General features: G+C 55.0%; 18 protein-coding genes. 2 read left to right on the top strand and 16 right to left on the bottom strand.

Annotated elements, in window-relative coordinates:
• Positions 1-17 precede the first annotated feature (17 nt).
• Positions 18-914, bottom strand: a complete 897-nt coding sequence (locus C7820_RS30945) for an ABC transporter permease (RefSeq protein ID WP_089549020.1) — start codon at positions 912-914, stop codon at positions 18-20.
• A gap of 264 nt (positions 915-1,178) precedes the next feature.
• Complete coding sequence (locus C7820_RS30940; protein WP_116234315.1) at positions 1,179-1,433, bottom strand: hypothetical protein; 255 nt, start codon at positions 1,431-1,433, stop codon at positions 1,179-1,181.
• Positions 1,434-1,659: 226 nt separating this feature from the next.
• On the opposite strand from C7820_RS30940, the gene C7820_RS33970 reads away from it, so the two are divergent.
• On the top strand, positions 1,660-2,118 hold the full coding sequence (locus tag C7820_RS33970; protein ID WP_116234314.1) for a WGxxGxxG family protein: 459 nt from the start codon (positions 1,660-1,662) through the stop codon (positions 2,116-2,118).
• 126 nt (positions 2,119-2,244) lie between these two features.
• Here C7820_RS33970 and C7820_RS30930 read toward each other — a convergent pair whose 3' ends face one another.
• Both C7820_RS30930 and C7820_RS30925 read right to left on the bottom strand, forming a co-directional pair.
• The gene (locus C7820_RS30930) at positions 2,245-3,399 is read right to left on the bottom strand and encodes a carboxypeptidase-like regulatory domain-containing protein (protein ID WP_116234313.1); all 1,155 of its coding nucleotides are present in this window, start codon (positions 3,397-3,399) and stop codon (positions 2,245-2,247) included.
• 76 nt (positions 3,400-3,475) lie between these two features.
• Entirely contained in the window at positions 3,476-5,212 is a 1,737-nt protein-coding gene (locus C7820_RS30925; RefSeq protein WP_116234312.1) for a pyrroloquinoline quinone-dependent dehydrogenase, read from the bottom strand.
• A gap of 222 nt (positions 5,213-5,434) precedes the next feature.
• Between C7820_RS30925 and C7820_RS30920 the strand changes: the two genes are divergently transcribed.
• Positions 5,435-5,833, top strand: a complete 399-nt coding sequence (locus tag C7820_RS30920) for a cupredoxin domain-containing protein (protein ID WP_116234311.1) — start codon at positions 5,435-5,437, stop codon at positions 5,831-5,833.
• Between the two features lie 83 nt (positions 5,834-5,916).
• Here C7820_RS30920 and C7820_RS30915 read toward each other — a convergent pair whose 3' ends face one another.
• The 12 genes from C7820_RS30915 to C7820_RS30860 all read right to left on the bottom strand — a co-directional run bounded on the left by C7820_RS30915 (position 5,917) and on the right by C7820_RS30860 (position 18,899).
• On the bottom strand, positions 5,917-6,858 hold the full coding sequence (locus C7820_RS30915; RefSeq protein ID WP_116234310.1) for a dipeptidase: 942 nt from the start codon (positions 6,856-6,858) through the stop codon (positions 5,917-5,919).
• On the bottom strand, positions 6,845-7,990 hold the full coding sequence (pqqE, locus tag C7820_RS30910; RefSeq protein WP_116234309.1) for a pyrroloquinoline quinone biosynthesis protein PqqE: 1,146 nt from the start codon (positions 7,988-7,990) through the stop codon (positions 6,845-6,847). The genes C7820_RS30915 and pqqE overlap by 14 nt, the downstream gene beginning before the upstream one ends.
• Positions 7,981-8,259 carry a pyrroloquinoline quinone biosynthesis peptide chaperone PqqD gene (gene pqqD / locus C7820_RS30905; protein ID WP_116234308.1) on the bottom strand — a complete coding sequence of 93 codons (279 nt, stop codon included), beginning with the start codon at positions 8,257-8,259 and terminating at the stop codon, positions 7,981-7,983. The genes pqqE and pqqD overlap by 10 nt, the downstream gene beginning before the upstream one ends.
• Positions 8,256-8,966: a pyrroloquinoline-quinone synthase PqqC gene (gene pqqC, locus C7820_RS30900; protein ID WP_116234307.1), complete on the bottom strand. Its 711-nt coding sequence runs from the start codon at positions 8,964-8,966 to the stop codon at positions 8,256-8,258. The genes pqqD and pqqC overlap by 4 nt, the downstream gene beginning before the upstream one ends.
• 1 nt (position 8,967) lies before the next feature.
• Entirely contained in the window at positions 8,968-9,891 is a 924-nt protein-coding gene (gene pqqB, locus C7820_RS30895; protein ID WP_116234358.1) for a pyrroloquinoline quinone biosynthesis protein PqqB, read from the bottom strand.
• 51 nt (positions 9,892-9,942) lie between these two features.
• Positions 9,943-10,014, bottom strand: a complete 72-nt coding sequence (gene pqqA, locus C7820_RS34155; RefSeq protein WP_354499730.1) for a pyrroloquinoline quinone precursor peptide PqqA — start codon at positions 10,012-10,014, stop codon at positions 9,943-9,945.
• Positions 10,015-10,245: 231 nt separating this feature from the next.
• The gene (locus C7820_RS30885; protein WP_116234305.1) at positions 10,246-11,937 is read right to left on the bottom strand and encodes a type 2 periplasmic-binding domain-containing protein; all 1,692 of its coding nucleotides are present in this window, start codon (positions 11,935-11,937) and stop codon (positions 10,246-10,248) included.
• A gap of 106 nt (positions 11,938-12,043) precedes the next feature.
• Entirely contained in the window at positions 12,044-13,684 is a 1,641-nt protein-coding gene (locus C7820_RS30880; protein WP_116234304.1) for a response regulator, read from the bottom strand.
• Between the two features lie 13 nt (positions 13,685-13,697).
• A complete protein-coding gene (locus C7820_RS30875) occupies positions 13,698-15,449 on the bottom strand; it encodes a sensor histidine kinase (protein ID WP_116234303.1) in 1,752 nt (583 codons plus the stop codon).
• 372 nt (positions 15,450-15,821) lie between these two features.
• Positions 15,822-16,631, bottom strand: coding sequence for an ammonia-dependent NAD(+) synthetase (gene nadE / locus C7820_RS30870; RefSeq protein WP_116234302.1), 810 nt, complete (start codon positions 16,629-16,631; stop codon positions 15,822-15,824).
• A gap of 116 nt (positions 16,632-16,747) precedes the next feature.
• Positions 16,748-17,182: a BrxA/BrxB family bacilliredoxin gene (locus tag C7820_RS30865; RefSeq protein WP_076175886.1), complete on the bottom strand. Its 435-nt coding sequence runs from the start codon at positions 17,180-17,182 to the stop codon at positions 16,748-16,750.
• 121 nt (positions 17,183-17,303) lie between these two features.
• Positions 17,304-18,899: an ATP-binding protein gene (locus tag C7820_RS30860; protein WP_244169441.1), complete on the bottom strand. Its 1,596-nt coding sequence runs from the start codon at positions 18,897-18,899 to the stop codon at positions 17,304-17,306.
• Positions 18,900-19,125: the final 226 nt, after the last annotated feature.

Here is a 19,125-nt window from a genome sequence, read left to right as displayed (position 1 = left end):
CTTCTGATATCCCCCTCTTAAAAAATCCGGTAGTTCGCCAGCTTATAGGCCAGCCGGTAGGAAATGAGGATCAGGATCATCGATATGACCGACTTGAACAGACCGATCGCCGTGCCAAGCCCCATCTCTCCGTTCAGAATCGCGGTACGGTACACGAACGTGTCGATGATATCCCCTTTCTGGTACACAAGCGGATTGTACAGGTTGAAAATTTGGTCAAAGCCCGCGTTCAAAATGTTGCCCAGCGCCAGCGTTCCGACGACCACGGCGATCGGCAGCATGGACGGAATCGTAATATGGAGCGTCTGCTTCCAGCGGGTTGCCCCGTCTACCTCCGCCGCTTCGTAAAGGGACGGATTCACGTTCGCGAGCGCAGCCAGGAATACGATCGTGCCGAAGCCGAACTCCTTCCATACGTCCGAGGCAATAACGGTAAACCGGAACCAGTTGTTATCGCCAAGGAAAAAGATCGGCTGGATGCCGAACCAGGAGCTCAGGATGCGGTTCAGAAACCCGCCGTCTGTGGATAAAAAATCCAGCAGAATGCCGCCCAGAATGACCCATGACAAAAAGTGGGGCAAATAGACCAGCGTCTGCACGAAACGCTTGAAGAACGCCCTGCGCACCTCGTTGAGCAGCAGCGCAAACGTAAACGGCGCCAGCAGGTTCAGCACGATCTTGAGCGCGGAAATGATCAGCGTATTCCAGATGACCTCCACGCTGTCCTGCCGTTCAAACAGCATGCGGAAGTTGTCCAGTCCAACCCACTCGGAGTGGGCAAAGCCGAGCCAGGGCTTAAAATTTTGAAAGGCCATGACGATCCCCGCCATCGGCACATAGCTGAAAATGACCAGAAACACCAGCGCCGGCAGCAGCATAACGTGCAGCGGCCAGGTTCTTTTTAGACGGTTCATAAACGGTCGTTCCCCCTCTTGAAATGCCAATTTCTCTTTTGGTACCGTCATTATAGCAACCGCACAAATGCCGTCGTAGCTCATAAAACCAACATAAATGGCACTATTGCAACCAATTGCAGGCATGGATCCGCGAAGGGCTTGTCCCCTGCGAGAGCCATGTCTCGGCCGATAAAGAGTTCATGAAGCCAGGCATACCGAATACAAAAAACCGGCAAAAATCAAAATCATTGATTTTCACCGGTTTCCCGCACATCCATTCTATTATCGGGACTCCAGGCTGGCCGGGCTGTTGGCATGCGCCGCCTCGCCATGGGTGCCGGCTTCCTGCGCTTCGCGCTGATCAAACATTCTGCCGATTTTCCAGCCGATGCCTATATTCAAAACCGCCATCGCTCCAAATAAAACCACATCACCCCAGGGCTCCGGCAGCAGCAGATCGGCAAGCAGCCACCCTCCGGTCATGGCAGTTCCCATCACTGCGCCCTTTACGGACGACCTTAAATTCATTTTTCCCATTCGACACACTCCCCCGCCTGTTTCCTTATAACCTGAATCGACAAGCAATAGGCCTGCACGCCAAAGTTCTTGGTTTCCTGCCTTTTTTGATATATATGTCGTGGACAAAATCGAATATTCCCGTATAACCGTTAAAAAGCCCCTGGCTCCCCATCTGTATAAGCTCACCTCTTCCGTGACACAATAACGTAAGCTTAAAAACATACTCCGAAGGAAGGTAGCCTCAATGAGACAACAGTTAAGAATCGGTGTATTGATTGCAGGCATGTCTTTGATGCTGGCTGCTCCGGCCTGTGCTTATGGGGCGGCTGGAACGACGCAAGACGGCGGAAATGGCGGCATGGGCACCGGTATGGGCACAGGGACCCTCGGAACCGAATCTACCGGTGGTTCGCATTACCGGGTGAACAATGCCGGAACGACATCCCATTACCATGTCAGCGTATATGGCACTGGAACAGGCAGCCAATACTTGAATACGAATTACGGAACGAACAACACCGGCCGGATGGGAACAAACACCTACACCGGATCCAATACGAATATGCTGACTGACAATAACCGAATCCGGACGAACGCGGCGACGGACAGGAACCGCGGCGGAGGCTGGGGCTGGCTCGGACTGCTGGGTCTGATCGGATTAGCCGGCATGCGCAAAAGAAACCCGGAACGAGACCGCGGTTAGTTTGCCCTAAATTCATGGTCAGCTTTCATAAAAATCCCTGACTTACTTCAAATGTAGGTCAGGGATTTTTGTGCTTCGACTCCCGGTCGATAATCAACAGCACATTCTTTTGTATCGCTATGCTATCTAAATGGCTGTAGAGTGAGCCGGACGTTCATCATATGTAAACGGAATATGCTTCGGGTCTTCAGCGGCAGGCTGAACAAAACCGGCCGGAAGGGTATCCCCCCAAGTTAAGCGCCCCTCGACGAATTTGGACATCCGGGTCTCGAAAAAGGCCGGCCGCTGCTTCCACACCTTTTTGGCAACGGTCACGGTAAATTCCCCTCGCTTGTTCGGAATGGTGACGGAATAGGGGACATCCTTAGGCAAACTCAGTCCGACCAGCACTCCGGTGTACATCGCGCCAGACGATGTCCGGCTCACCAGATACGGAGGATGATCCGTGATGACCGTGCCCTCTTCCGGCAGGGTGATGTCGATCTCCACGCTCGTGTTCTCGGGCATCTTGAATACCCTGCCTTCAGGAAGCGTGTACCTCTTGGTGCCGATCGTGACCGACAGATTTGTTTCTTCATCCTCGGGCCAATAGAAAATGGAATATCTGCCGTCCTGATCGGTCGGCGTCGATTTCCCGAAGCCTTCGCCTTGATCCCGGTCGAACCATACCACCGCGTTCTCGACCGGTCTGCCGTTCGCGTCTTTGACAACCCCGCCCATCCGGTATTTATCTACTTGAAAATAAGATACGACGTCACCGCTGCCGGCGATAACCCGTCCGTGAACCTGGACCTTGGACGCATCCTCGGGATCGTCTTCCACCTTCAGCACCTCAATCGGATAATTTACGCTGAGCATGGCCGAAGCAGTAAGAAGCCGCTTCGACATTTCCGGCGATAGATGTTTCCCGGATACTGTGGCGTCCTTAAGGGAAGCGATACTGAGCTTGGTCTCAGCCAGGAGGCTCTGGTCAACGGTCAGGGTGAACGATCCGTCCTTCCCTGTGGGAACGTCAATTTGGCTCTGGCTCGTATGCACCGTGGCGCCGGCCACAGGCTGATTGTCGAGAAGCAGCCTGCCGTGAACAGAGGTCATATGGGACCCGTCCGACTTCCACTGTTTAAGCCGCAAGGACGGCGAATCAACCGTCAGCTGTACGCCATGGTCCGCCGCTTGCGCCGATGCCGGAGCTTCCGAGGATACCGGCTTCGAGGGCATCCCGGCACATCCGGCAAGACATACCGTCATGATCAAAATGGACAGTCGCTGCAAATACCACATGGATTCGATTCCTCCCCTTTTCTTGTGCGCAAATAAACAGGGGCAAAGCCATAGGCTCTGCCCCGCTTTATGAACCTTATTTTTTCTGGTGAGCGTTCGTGTCTTCCGCCGTACCCGCTTTGCCTTGGGTTTTGTCGCCGCCAAGCCCGAATACGAACACTTTCGGTTTGGGACCGCCGGAAGTAAAGGCCATATATTGTTTGTCGTCGACGACGAAAATCGCCGGCGCTGCTTGAATGCTGCTGCCCGTCGTCTGGAAGGTCCAGATGACCTTGCCGCTTTTAATATCCAGGGCGTTGATCTTCCCGTCGAGCTCGCCGTAGAAAGCCAGTCCCGTCGCCGTGCTCGTAAAGCCTCCGCGCATCGGATCCTTCGTCTTGATCTGGTAGGCTTTTTTGCCGGTATTCACGTCCATCGCCGTGATGGTGCCGTACGGCACATCCTTCGCTGGCGCCGAGGTCGTCGTACCGAACGCGGCCGCTCCGGGCATGTCCGGTGTCGAGGCTTCCGTCTGGCTTTTCGCGGACTTGATGACGGCCCCCTGTTCCACGCCCGGAATCAGCACGTAATTTGTTGCGGGATCATACGTTTCGGGAGCATAGTTCTCGCCTCCGAGCACGCCCGGGTACACGGTAACACCCTCCGGTGTCGGCTTCGGATGATCGATCTTGGCAAAAGGAACCCCGTCCCAAACGACGGCGCCGGTCTTGGCGTCCCATGCATACCATTGTCCCGACTTCCCGCCCTGCACGACGATTTTTTGCTGCTTGCCTTTGACGGTGGCATTCAGGATCATCGGCGAAGCCGCGGCGTCATAATCCCAGAGGTCATGGCTGATTTCCTGCTTTGCCCAGATCAGCTTGCCCGTAGCGGCGTCGACGGCGACCACCGAGTCCGTGTGCGGATTGTCTCCCGGCCGGGATTCACCGTAAAAGTCAGGCGCCGGGTTGCCGACGGCAAAGTACATGATTCCTGTCTCCTCATCGATGGCCGGCGGATTCCATACCGCGCCTCCGCCCTGGAATTTACTGTTGGCGAGCCAGTCCTGGCCTTTAGGCGGGACCGTGTAGAAAGGAGAAGCCCAGGCTGGCGACAGATCGCTTGCTTTATAGGCGTTGACAAACCCGCGGATGCCGTTGTCCCCGCCGCTGCTGCCGATATAAATGTTGCCTTTGTAATACACGGGCGCGGTCGTTTCGTAATAACCGTTCTCCAGCGTCACACCTTTGATGGACTCGGAGATCGGCACCATTTTAACCAGCTTGCCGGTCTTCTGGTCCAGGGACACGATCTGATTGTCGACCGTCAGCATGAACACTTTACCTTCCCCAACAGCGACGCCGCGGTTGGCAATGATCCCCGACTTGCTGAATGTCGCAGCTTGTTCTGCGGACGGCTTCCAGTGCCAGATTTGACTGCCGGTCGCGCCGTCGAAGGCGAATACCTGATTCCCGGCGGTCGTAATGTACACGATGCCGTCGACGAACACCGGATAGCACTGATTCCCGTTCTTGACGTCTTTGTCAAGCTCCTTCAGGTCCGCGCTCCAGATCACGCCCAGATCCTTGACGTTGGCCGCGGTCACCTCTTTATAAGGGACATGGCGGGTATTTTTCAGATCGAATCCGTAGGTGCCGAAGTTTTTAAAAGAGGTGCCCGTCACTTTTCCCGGCGTCGTGGATGGTTTGTTTTCGTTTGTATTTTGCGCCGGAGCCGGAGTCGCTGCGTTATTGTTCTTATTCGTATTACAGCCGCTTAGAGCAAGGCTTGTACTTAAAAGGGCTGCGCCAATCATCACGTGAGTTTTTCTCATGTTGGAACGATCTCCTCATTTTTTCATTAGAAGCGTTGTAACGTAATATTTCCAGCAAGACCAAAAATCATGCAGAAAAAATATACAGCCCTTCGTACATACATCCGGTTTGCACCCAAGCCGCATTTCCGGCTGATGTCATGCAGGTATAAAAGCGGCTCGAATCGGTCATCTTGAAGGAGAAGAATCACACACCCAGATTTGCATTCAAGGAGGACGACGATGAAACCGAAATTCCGTTGTATCTTTACGATAGCGCTGCTCTCGATCGTATTGGTATTAAGCGCATGCGGCAAAAGCAATAACGGTACGGCGGCTCCGCCTGCCAACAATACAGCTCCGTCCACCGGCGGCGGACAAACCAAAGAAATTACCGTGACGGCGAAAAACTTCGCTTTTGACCCGCCTAATATCGATCTGAAAGCCGGCGACACGGTCAAGCTGACCTTTAAAAACAAGGATGGCGTACACGGCTTCGAAATTCCTGACCTGAACGTCAATCTGCAGGACGGACAAACGGCCACCTTTACCGTAGACAAGGCCGGGACTTACGACTTCAACTGCTCGATCCAATGCGGCTCAGGCCACGACAATATGACGGGTACGATTACGGTATCCTAAGACCAAACAAAAAAGGAGCCCATCCCAGGATGGAACTCCTTTTTTTCGATTTATGGCTTGAGGGAAGCTGCAGGAAGCAGACATTAGGTCGCCGCGGGCAGGTGCTTCAAATAAAAACGATACCAGTTGCCGCAGATAAAGCCTTCCACGTCCTCCTCGCTGTAATGCTTTTGCAGTAAATTGACCAGATCATGATATTTCCCCGCATGCTCCAGACCGATGATCTTTTCACGGATACCGTCAAAATCCGATCCCAGCCCGATATGCCGGCGGCCCCCAAGAGAGCAGATATGGTCGATGTGCGCGAGCAGCCGGTCCATCGTTACCGGTTCCTCCGCATGGACAAAAGGCGGCACAAAGGTGACCCCGATGACTCCGTCCGCCCGGATGATGGAGCCAATCTGCTCATCGCTCAAGTTTCTGCGGCGCGGGCATATTTTGCCGGCATTGGAATGGGAGGCGACGAGCGGCTTCGCGGACAGCGATGCCAGCTCCCAGAACGCTTTTTCCGAGAGATGGGACACGTCCAGGATCATGCCCAGACGGTTGCATTCCTGAATCAGCTGCCGGCCCTTCTCGGTCAATCCCGCTCTTCTGGACTCCATGACGCCGTCCGCCGCCCAATTGGCGTAATTCCAGGTGATGCCGATACTCCGGACGCCCAGATGATGCAGGATCCGCACATAGGCCAGGTTTCCCTGCAGCGCATCGACTCCTTCAAGCGATAGCAGCGCTCCGGTCAAGCCGTTCTTCTCTGCGTATTCGAGGTCTTCCTTGGACCGGATAAAATGGATGGGGCCGCTTGCAAGCACCCTCTCATGAAACAGATCAATGCTCTCCAGCACATAACGAAACTCTCCGGCATACTTCTCGGGCAAGTAGACGGCAAAGTTCTGGAACCGGATGCCAGACTTTTGCATGCGTTCCAGCGTGACATCCAGCAAATCCTGTTCGTGCGCAAAATCCAGCTGCGGATGCTCGAGCAGTTTGCTCAGCACATCGCAGTGGGCGTCAAATATGGTCACCGGTCATTCCTCCGTTCTTCTTGAACCTGCCGCGATAGGAATAAGAAGGCACAGGGCGATGAGGCGCAGTAATGGATGGTTCATCGTGGTCTTGATTGAGGGAAGATAAAATATCGGATATCAGTTCGTGATGAGGCGACCACTGGCAGACAGGATCCGCCTGCCGGGCGTCGCCGGCCAACAGGTAAGCTTGGCAGCGGCATCCGCCGAAATCGCGGAAACGGTGTTCACAACTCCGGCAGGGCTCCGCCATCCAGTCGAAGCCGCGGAAGCTGTTGAATGCTGCGGATTCCCGCCATATCCATTCGAGGCTCCGCTCTTTAACGGATTCGAAGGTCAAGGTATGAATGCTGGATGCCGCGGTGCAGGGCAGCACGGTTCCGTCGGGCGTCACCGTCATCGAAATTTCGCCCCACCCGCCCATGCACGGTTTTGGGAAATCCTCATAGTAATCCGGGAGAACCCAGATCAGTTCAATCTGGCGGTCAAAGCGTGCTTTGGCCCGAAAAAAAGCCTCCTCGGCCGCCGCGAGCTGCGCTCTGGTCGGCAGCAGATGCTGGCGGTTAAGCAGCGCCCAGCCGTAGTACTGGGTATTCGCCAGCTCCAGCCGTCCGGCTCCCCATGACACGCACATCTCGATGATTTCCTCCACGAGGTGGATATTTTGCCTGTGCAGGACGACGTTCATATGTAAGGGGATCCCCGCCTCCCGGATCAAGGCAGCCGTTTTCTTTTTGAATTCGTGTGCCCGGGAGCCGGCAATCGCATCCGCCAGGCCTGGCTCGGACGCCTGTACGCTGAGCTGCATGCTGTCGACCCCCGCGTCCGCCAGCTGCTGCATGCGTTTCTCTGTCACGCCGACCCCGCTGGTAATGACATTCACAAAAAAGCCCAGCTCACGGGCCTGCCGGATCAACTGGTCCACGTCCGGTCTCATGAGCGGCTCGCCGCCTGTCAGGTGAAGCTGCACGACCCCGAGCTCACTGGCTTCCGTGAATACCCTGATCCATTCCTGCGTGCTCAGCTCATGCTCCCTTTTGGCGAGCTCTACCGGATTCGAACAGTAGGCGCAATGAAGGGGGCACCGGTGGGTAATTTCCGCCGACAGGGCATACGGTATGCTTACGGACACTTTTCGATCCACCCCCGCTCAATGGCTTGCGTGAGAAACTCGAGAACATCTTCCTGCAGATTGGATTGATTGTATTTCGCCTCTAGCTCCCCGATGATTTGGTGAGCCGACCGCGTCCCGTCACACAGCCAAAGAATGGCCCCGGCCGTCGGGTTCAGGTTGACGACGCGTTCGGGCAGCAGGAGCATATCGGTTTGCCTGGCTTTATCGAACTTCAGCCGTGCGGGACTTCGCAGCCTGAGCTGCTCCGACGGCCCCCAAGCGATCATCGCTGCGCCTCCGCATCGGGATACGCCAGACTTAACGCATCCAGAATGGCCCAGAGGACATCGCATTTAAAGTGCAGGGCGGATATGACCTGCTCCTGCTCGCCGCGGTCTTTGCATTCGCGCAGAACGAGTTCCAGACCGTGGTCTGCGTCACGCGGTGCCTGATGCAGCCTCGCCTGAAAATACTCCAGTCCTTCCGGACGGATCCATGGATACAGCTGTTCAAACACGCCGATTCGCTGGGAAATGAGGACGGGAGCGAACAATTCCGTCAAAGAGGAAGCTACGGCAATGAGCCACGGCTGCAGGCGGCAGAAGTTCACGTAGGCATCGACCGCAAACCGGACGGCGGGAAGGACATGGCGCTCATCCAGCATCTCCTCTCTCGGAATGCCGACGGCTTCGCCAAGGCGGATCCAGGCTTCGATCCCCCCCTCGCTCCCTTCCGTTCCGTCATGGTCCACAATGCGCTGTATCCAGTGGCGGCGCTCCTCCCTGGAGGGCAGCTTCGAAAGGATGATGGCATCCTTGACGGGAATATTTTTCTGATAATAAAACCGGTTCGCCACCCAAGCCCGAAGCTGCTCGGGACTCAGCTTTCCTTCATGCATGCGTACGTGATAAGGATGCTTGTCGTGATAGCGCTGTTCCCCGACCTGGCGCAGCCTCATCGTTAATTCTTCGTTCGAGAGCAAATGCTGGTTCATGTCAGACCTCCAATTCCAATCCGTCATAACCGACCTCGATCCCCAGCTCCCGAAGGCTGCGGTTCTCCGCAGAAGCCTCGTCAAGGATCGGATTGGTATTGTTGATATGGATGTAAATTTTCCGCCCGGCCGATAGACGGGAAAGGTGCTCCAGGCTTCCACCCGGTCCGGCAATGGGGACATGCCCCATATCGGATGCCACCAATCCGGAAATATCCAGCCGCCGAAGCTCATCCGAATGCCAAAAGGTACCGTCCACAAGGACGCCGTCGGCTGCTTCCAATTCGGTATGAAGCTCGTTCGACCAGGATTCAACACCGGGCGCGTATACAGCAGTCCCTCCGGTCCGCTGATCTACCATGCGGTAGCCGACGACCCAAGGGGATGTAGGCGCCCCATCCGTATGGGGATTCCGAAGGACGGACGCATACCTCGGCGGCTTGGAGCCAAGGAAGAAAGGATATACCATTACTCTGCCCCCAAATAGTGGAAAAGATTCCTGCGGCCGGACTTCGTGCCACCGGTATGAAGCATAGGGCTCCAGGATTCGCCTGACCGGGAAGGCTTCCATCAGGGCGTCCAATACGGGAGCCGCGGCGTAAACGTCGATTGCCGAGGACTCCCTTAAGTGGAGGAGGCCCATCGTATGATCCAGCTCCCCGTCCGTCAGCAGCACGGTTGAAATCGGCGTATGCCGGATCGTGGAACCCGGAGCAAGCTCGGCATGGGCCTCGATCTGTGCACCGATATCCGGCGTAGCGTTGATGAGAACCCAATCACTGCCATCATCGCTGACGGCCAGCGAATTATGCAGCCGGGCACGTAATGAGGGATCCTGCATCCGCACGCGGCGGCAGTTCGGACAGCCGCAGTTCCACTGCGGGAAGCCTCCCCCCGCCGCCGATCCCAGCACCTTCAACAGCATGTTCCTGCCCCCTTCAAAAAAATAGATGCCGGATTGCTCCGGCATGGTTCGTCACTTCTGATACGCGTATGCGGTAACCTCTGCACAAACCTCAATGACTTCAAAATCGGGTTTAACCCACATGCCGCCACCCCCTTTGATGAAATATCCCACCATGCCAGCCAGTAGAGAGCACAAGTCTGTTTAATCATATGTTGTATTTTGGCATTCTATAACACGTAACCATGCGAAGGGGTGTTCTCTTAAGCGTTCTCTCCCAAAGTCAAAATTCGCGAGGTTCGCAAAATAGGCTTCGCAGACGGCAGCAAAAAAAGCGGCATGCCTCAGCATGCCGCTTCTCTTCTGTGACGCCGGTTATTGCCCCAGCTTGGAATACCAATCGTTCACTTCGTTTGTCATTTGGTCGCCGCCCGAAGACTTCCAGGTCTCGACAAATTTATCAAACGCATCCACGCTTTGCTTGCCGTAGATAATTTCGTTAAAGGTCTGGCTTTCGACTTTATTCAAATAGTCCAGCTTGGATTTCATGGTTGCCGTGGTCGGGCCGGTGTACAGGTTCGGATAAGCGATGTCCTTCTGGGACATCAGTACCTTGGCCGCTGCCGGCGTATCCAGACCATAGTTGAGCTTCACTTCTTTTTCCAGGCGGGTTGTCGCTTCCTTGCCGTCGGCCAGGTTCAGCAGCGCCTTCATTTGCGCGTCCGGAATCCGGGCCCCGTCGCGCACCAGCAGGTAGCGCAGGCTGTTCACGAATCCGCCGGGGATGTCCTCATACCGGAGCGGTTTGCCGCTGGCGTCCAGATCGTAATCGTATCCCTTGAAGAGGCCGTTGTCGAACACGCCTCCCGGCTGGGAATTGGCCAAATTGTCGAACATGTAGTTCTGGTAGGTAAAGAACGCTTCCGGATGCTTCATGTCCTTGTTGATCAGCGTCACGCCGTTCGTGAACAGGGTGCCGTGGCGCCCGGCTTTCCCGTCCGGCCCGGCCGGCAGGGCAATCGGCTTCCAGACCGCCGTCTTCACGTTCTTCACCGTGTCGCTCAGCGGCCATCCGCTCATCCAGTAAGGTCCAGGGATGATTCCGGCTTTGCCGGCGACGGCCGGTTCGGACGTCTTGTTCTCATCCCAGAGCGCCGCTTCCTTCGGAATATAGCCTTTGGTGAACCATTCGTTCAGCTTTTGCAGCCCCGGCTTCATGCCCGGGTTGATCGAGCCGTACTCCAGCTTCCCGTCCGCGCCTTTGTTCCACTGCTGCGGGATGGTGCCATAGGCGCCGAAGATCCAGGACGGATCACCCATCCAGGTATTCATCGTGGTCTTGAATCCGATGCTCAGCGGGATGACCTCGTCCGGCTTCAGGCCGTCCGGATTGTTGTTTTTGAAGGCATCCATGACCTTCTCCAGCTCATCGACCGTTTTCGGCGCGGCAAGTCCCAGCTTGTCGAGCCAATCCTGGCGGATCCACAGCAAATAATCGTGGTTGTACGCATAATCGAGCACCGGGATGCCCATTTTTTTGCCATCACGGATATAGGGGTTCCATACGTTCTTATCCTGATCCATCGCCTGCTTCCACGTGTCGTTGGCATACTTGTCGAACAGCGCGCCCGTATCCTGGAACATGCCCGAATCGATCAGGTCCTGCGCCAGCTGCGCATCGCCGACGGTGACCACATCCGGCATTTCCTGGCCGGAAGACATCGCCAGCCGGAGCTTGGTTGCAAATGCGCCGTTTGTGTCGGTCACAGACCACAGCGATTTGATCTCGATGCCCAGCGTGTCCTTGGCCCACTTGGTAGCCACGTTATTTTCGATCGACTCTCCGTTCTTGAACTTCAGCTCCGGATCGACGCCCCACACCGTGCTGATCGTCACCGGTGGGTCGTATTTGTCTTTATAAGCGTTTTCATTTTCGGCTGCAGCCGGCGGGTTCTGGGCCGAGTCCGCAGAAGTTCCTCCTTTGGACCCCGAGCATCCGGTGAACAGCGCGCTGACCAGCACCAGGCTGCATGCAAGCGTCAATGCCTTTTTCGTATAAGCCTTCATGTCGCTCCCCCTTAAATCTATATTCCTTCTACATGTTTCATTATAGAGGTGCCCCAATCGGCGTCCTATGTCATTCTCCGAACATTTCTGCACCTTTTGCAACCTGTTACTGGTCCCGGAATTCGTTTGGATTCAGCCCGTAATGCTTCTTGAACATTTTGCTGAAGTACTGCGGGTTTTGGTATCCGAGCTCGGCGGTGATCTCGTATATTTTTTTGTTCGTCTTCTTCAGCAGATAGAGCGCACGTTCCATCCGCATCCGGATAATATAATCGCCCAGGCTCTCGCCGGTTTCGGCTTTATAGATTTTGGACAAATAGACCGGATGCAAAAAGACTTTGTCGGCAATCGTCTTCACCGACGTGTCTTGCCCCAAATCGCGGGAGACGAGCTCCTGCACTTGGTGAATAATGTAGCTGCGCGTATATTGATCGCTGGCCGACAGCTCCGTCCGGAGCTTGTCCAGCATCCGCAAAGCCCAGCTTCGCAGCTTGTCCAGCGACAGAATCATTCCCTGGTCATGGACCAAATCAAAGCCCGACTGGTCGATTTGATAGGCAAACTGACCCTGCTTGTGCACCATATACATGAACGCATTCGTCATCAGCAGATACACCTCGTACAAATGCTCACGGGAGTAGCTCGCCCCTTCCAAATCGGCAAAAACCTCGTCAAGCTTGTTCCGCGCGGCATCCCACTGCTTGGACTCCAGCAGGTGAATCAGCGTCGGCGGCTTGTACAGCGATTCCATCGATTGGACCGGGCTGACAGGCTGTGACCGTACGTCATCGAGGTACAGGATGCCCCCGGACTCGCCCCCGCCGGACATCATAAAGGAGCCGAGACCGGCCCGGTAAGCCTGGGCGATGCCGTCCGGGAACGGAAACCAGTCGGTGATGACCAGCGTGATATCGCCCTTCAAGTAACTGCTCACCTGCGCGCGGAAGTTTTCCGCAAGCCCGTGAAGCTTCGCTTGGCGGAGCTTCTCAAAATCCGGCAGCAGCTCGATGCCCTCCCGGTAAGAGGTTTTCAGCGCGGCCGCCAGCACCAGACAGTCATGGGGCGCCTTGCAGCCCCACACATGGAACGCCTCCGCAAGCGTCTCTTCCGCGATGTTGCCCACCGCGTACTCCATCAGCCCCATCGAATGGTGGTCGTAATGGGCAAACTGCCGTCCGAGCTGTACGAGCAGCAGCACGGCGGGTTCGCCGACCTGCAGCGGAATTTCGTACTGGGCCAGCTTGTCCGCCACGGTCCGGTGCGACCAGGTCCGGCCCAGTACCAAATCGTGCATCAAGCTTGCTTTCAGCACGCCGGAATCCGATTTGATGGCGTACATTAACTGATGCACCTTTTCCGCCGCCTCCCACTCGTCCTTCAAAGATTCGATCGCATTGGACAGACTGAGAATAAACTCCTCGTCGTTCACGGGCTTTAGAATATAATCAAACGCCTGCAGCTGCAGTGCCTTCTTGGCATATTGAAAGTCCGAATATCCGGTCAGTACCATGCAGCGGATATGCGGCCAGTCCTGCTGAATCCGCTCAATCAGCTGCAGACCGTCGGTTTCCGGCATTCGAATATCCGATACGACGATATCGATGGACTGCTCGGACAGAACGGCCAGAGCCGCCTCGGCCGAGTCGGCTTGGTAGACCTTGGCAATCCCCAAGTCGTCCCACGGGATCGTTGCTTTAATGCTTTCGGTGACATAGGCTTCATCATCCACCAGTAAAATTTCAATCATTCTATGTTCCCCCTTACCTGCTGCCCGTTCGTATATTGGTATGCTCAATGGGCCAGTGGAGCTCTACCCGGACGCCGCCCAGACCGGACTTTGCGAAGCGGAGCCCGGCGGTGTCGCCGTAATGGATCAACATGCGCTGCCGCACGTTCCACAGCCCGCAGCCCATATCCTGGCTCATCGGCAGGGTCAGGGAACGGCGCAGCCCCTCCATCTGCTCTTCCGTCATGCCGCGGCCGCCGTCTTCGACGATGATCCGCATTTCACCGGGTCCGACTTCACCGGCGATCCGCACGCTGCCTGCGCCGGACTTCGGCTCGATTCCATGCAGCACCGCATTCTCCACCAGCGGCTGGACGACCAGCAGCGGAACTTCCCATTTGCGCATCACCTCAGGGATATCGACAGCAAATTCGAGCTGAGGCTTGCGCATCTTCTGAATCTCCAAATAGCTGCGGACAAAATCCAGCTCTTCCTGCAGCGGGACGACATCCCTCTCCTGCCGTGTCGTGTAACGGTAATAGTTCGACAGGTTGTGGGCCATCGCCACCACGGCCTTCATGTTCCCGAGCTTCGCCATGCTGGAAATGAAGGAAAAGCAGTTGTAGAAAAAATGCGGATTGATCTGCGATTGCAGCTGCTTCAGCCGCGCCTCCCTGACGTGGATCCGCTCCATATACACGTTCTCGAACAGCTCCTGAATCTGCCCCACCATCGAGTTGAAGCGCTGGAACACGAAGCCGAATTCATTGTTGCCCTTGGCCTCCAGCCGGACGGAATAATCTTCGTGCTGCAGCTTCTTGAACGCCAAAACGAGCCGCTTCACCGGAACCTGGACCTGGGCATACAGCATATAAGCCGCCAGACAGCTGAGCAGCAGCGTCAAGCCGACGGAAACATAAAACAGCCGGTTCGACTGCTCGATCGGCGCAACGATTTCCTTCAGCGGCACGTAGTCGATCAGGTACCAGCCGGTGGTGTCCGAAGCGGCGATATTGACCAGATAAGTCTCGCCGTTCAGCTCGAGCCTCCGGTTCTCCGCCTTCTTCAGCGGCTCCTGCCGAAGCTGCCGCAGGATGGAGTCTGTCAGCGGCCGATCCGCCGACCGGTTATAGATCACGCCCATGTCCGGCCTGTAGTAGATCGGGTCGCGCCGCCCGTCGCTTTTAAACTTGTCCAGCATGTTCTGGATATTGCTGCTGTCAAACTGCAGCTCGATGATCAGATTGGCGTCTTCGGGATGGCTGAAAGAAGAATAGGGATACGCCGTAAACAAGGAGAACGAATAATACGCCCCGTCTCCTTGCCCCATCTTTTTCACCTGCCAGCCGGGCCTCATCCGCTTCTTCAAATCGTCGTTATCGTACGATTCCACGTCGTTGTCCGACACCATCCGCCCCAGCGACGGGGAAAAAATGTAGAGCTTCGTTTTCCAGTCCGACGAGCTTTCCTGAATGTTCAGCTTCGTCTGGATCCGTTTCACCAGGTTAATCATGTCGAGATTGAAATACTCACTGTTCAAAAAAACGTCCTTAAATCCGAAAATATCGGGATCCTGGATCAGCAGGGTCGGCCACAAGGAAAAGCGCTCGATGTTCGTGTTGACCTGCGTCTGGAAAAAGTTCAGCTGGTTGGCGCTCGATTGGCTGAGCTCCGTCCCCAGCACTTCCGTGCTCGTACGGTTGGAATAGAAGTAAAGGCCCACGATCGGAACAAGCATCATGACGAGCAATAGCACCATTTTACGGAATAATGTATTTCTGGGCACGGCAGTTCACACCTTACGCATATTTTTAAAGTCATGGATCAGCAAGACGTAGATCTTTGTCAGAACATGTCTAAAAGCATCATCATTATACTGGAAACGGATGCATGCGAGTAGCGTTCTTTTCACCAAAGAAGAAGCCCCACCTGCCTTAAGCGAACCCGCCATGGAACGCGTGATCAAATGACCGGATGAATCGGAGAGTCGTTCTCTTATTATTGTAGGGAGCCTGCTCCGCCCCGAAAATGGTTCATTCTTCAACAATTCAGCACTTTTCGCAACCAAACGGATGGAGAACGGCATAGCTATGCCCGATATGAGGTCAAAAAAAGCAGGCCGCTGTTTGCGGCCTGCCCTTGATTCCCCGGAGTCAGCTTAGATGCCCGGAATCAAATTACGCTTATGTGCGGTACGCTTATAGTAGCTCTCCAGGCGCTCCTTCGCCTGCGGGCTCACTTCCTTGCCTTCCAGATAGTCGCTGTTCTCGTCATAAGTAATGCCGAGCTCGCCTTCGTCCGTCTGGCCTTCCCACAAACCGGCGGTAGGCGCCTTATCCAGAATCGCCTGCGGCACGCCAAGGTAGCCGGCCAGCTGGCGGACCTGACGCTTGTTAAGCGTGCTGAGCGGCGTAATGTCCACCGCACCGTCGCCCCACTTCGTGTAGAAGCCGGTAATGGCTTCGGAAGCATGGTCCGTTCCCACGACGAGCAGGTTCAGGTCAAATGCCAGCGCATACTGCATCACCATGCGTGTTCTCGCCTTGATATTCCCTTTGCCCTGCGGGGTCAGGTGGCGGTGGATGCCAATTTGCTTGAGCCCATGCTCCGCTTCCAAGGCAATTTCGCCGACGGCATCCTCGATATTGGTCTCAGCCTTATATTTCAGGTTAAAAGCTTCCGCCACCGCGTAGCTGTGCTCGATATCCTCCTGAACCGCATAGGGCTGGAACACGCCCAGCGTCATATATTCCTTGCCTTCCTCCTCGCTGAGCTCGTCGGTCGCCCGTTTGCACAGGCCGGTCGCCACGGCGCTGTCGATCCCCCCGCTGATGGCGATGAGCAGTCCCTTCGCCCCCGCGCTCTTCACATAGGATTTCAGGAAATCTACCCTTTTCCGGACTTCGCTCTCCACATCGATTGCCGGCTTCACGCCAAGGGCCGCAGTAATTTCTTCCTGCAAACTCACGATAAGCACCTCTCTTGAACAGAATAGTCGATTAAATACGGTGTGATTTCAAACACAAAAGCCCCGTACGTATCGGATGTCCGATTACCCGGGGCATTATGTACGAGGTGCGCCGATTAACGGCACACCCGGTCAAAAGCTTCGATCAGATCGTCGGCAATTTCTTGGGCCGAACGGTCTTCGATTTGGTGACGCTCAATAAAATGAACAAGCTCCCCGTCCTTCATCAGGGCGATGGATGGAGAAGACGGCGGATACGGAGCGAAATACTCGCGTGCTTTCGCGGTCGCTTCTTTATCCTGTCCGGCAAATACCGTAAACAGATTGTCAGGCACGATGTCATGCTGCAAAGCCTGAGCTACGCCGGGACGGCATTGGCCGGCGGCACAGCCGCACACCGAGTTAACGACAACCAGCGTGGTGCCTGGCGCGTCCGGAAGGTGAGTCTCCACTTCTTCCGCGGTTCTAAGTTCCTTAATGCCGAGGCGCGTCAGTTCGTCACGCATCGGTTGAATCATATCCTTCATATATCTGTCAAAAGACATGGCCATTCCCTATCACTCCTTGGATACAAAATATCAATGGACAAGCTCATAACAACATCCGCTGTTAATACTCCTATTATACATCCATAAGGGTCGAAATCAAGAGAAGCAGCGGCCTTGCGGGCTGTCAGATCATTCCCGCCCACGAATCCGTAACGGGGAACTGAATGGTGAAAGCCGTCCCCTTTCCCTCCTCCGATTCTACCGATATTTTGCCGTGATGGCGCTCCACGATGCTAAGACAGAGGGCAAGACCGAGCCCGGTACCTTTGGCTTTGGTCGTAAAAAACGGCTCAAACAGCCGCTCCTGCCTGCTCTTGGCGATCCCCATTCCCGTATCTTTGATGATCAGCTCCACAAAGGAGTCGTTCAGCCTCGTCTCGATCGTCAGCTGCCCTTTTTCCTCCATGGCTTCCATGCCGTTGCGCGACAGGTTCAGCACCAGCTGCTTGATTTCCTTGGCGTTCAGGCTCAGCTCCGGGACCTTCTCGTCCAGGATCAACTCGATCGTCTGTCCGCGCAGATTCGCATCCGCCCACAACAGCGGGCTTAAATCGCTGATGATCGTATGCAGATGCCATTGTTCTTTCTCGGCGATACGGTTCTGGGCAAGGGATAAAAAGTCGTTGATAATACCGTTCGCCCGGTCCAGTTCCTCCATGACGATCCGGTAGTAATGGTCGAGCGCTTCCGGGCTCTTCTCCTTCATCAGCTGCAGGAAGCCCCGGACGACGGCCATGGGATTGCGTATTTCATGGGTGATGCTGGCCGCCATCTGACCGACAAGGCTGAGTCTTTCCACATTCTCCAGCTCGCTTCGCAGCCTCGCCAGCTCGGTCACGTCCTGAAAAGCGAGGACCGCTCCGATAATGGCACCTGTATGTGTATTCGTTAATGGTGATGTGCTTATGTAGTAGTTATGCGTTCCGATGCGGATCAGTTCATTGCCCAGTTTCTTGCCCTGAAGCGCCTGAACGATCCGGTAGTTGATGTAGTCTTGACCCATGATATCCACAAACATCGTGACAGGGTAGCCGAGCACGTCCTGCTTAGTAAGGTCGGGGTCCTTCGTCTTGACCAGGTTCATCATCGTGTCGTTGATGCTTGTAATATTGCCGGCATGATCGACCGAAACCATTGAAATGGGCGTAGCATCGATGACCTGCTGCAGCTTCTCCTCTTCCCTGAGATATTTCTCGGAGATGCCCATAACCTGCTCCTTCAGCCGCAGCTTCTCCAGAGCAAATTCAATCATATACACCAGAGTACCCCCGGTGAACATACTGGTTAATATATAGAAGAGAACGATCAGCACCAGCCCTGCATCGGTTAAATTCAGGTTGGGAGATTCGATAATCGGGGCGGCCGTGATCAATAGCATCGCAGGCATAAGGCACAGCCACAGCTTGTTGATCTTCTCCGTGAGCGGCCCTTTCCGGAACTTTGGGGACATCCAGATCAGAAGAGGGTATAGCGGTAATCCGGTATGCAGAAACAAACCGAGTACCGTCCAATTGGGATTAAATATGAAGTCGCACAGAAGGCACAGCCCCGCCAGAGGCAGGCCTGTCTTATATCCTCCATACAGCATCCCGATAAACAGCGGCAGAATGCCCAGGTTTAATGGAATGTAGTTAAAAATGGAGGTGGAAAACATCGAGCAGAGCAAAATCGTCAGAGCGCTGGACAAAATAATGACAAGATCAAAATCCATGGCTTCCATTCGCTTTCTACGCCTAAAAACCCGGACATATTTGTCCAGTCCCATTGGGAAGAGAAAAGCGAAGGAACCGGCCATAAGTACCTGTGTTATAATGTTTTTCAGTGCGTAAATAATCGCCAATCCCTCCTCCCCGCCAGGGCAGGTATGTGTAGTTCCCAATACGATTCTTTAGTGATTGCAGCTGGTTCTTCTTGCCGTTCGAGTGAAAGCGATTCATTACAGGTTT

This window comes from Paenibacillus sp. VMFN-D1 (genome assembly GCF_003386155.1).
In the GTDB taxonomy this organism is placed as follows: Bacteria; Bacillota; Bacilli; order Paenibacillales; family Paenibacillaceae; genus Paenibacillus_AQ; species Paenibacillus_AQ favisporus.
This window is presented reverse-complemented; position numbering and strand designations above follow the sequence as displayed.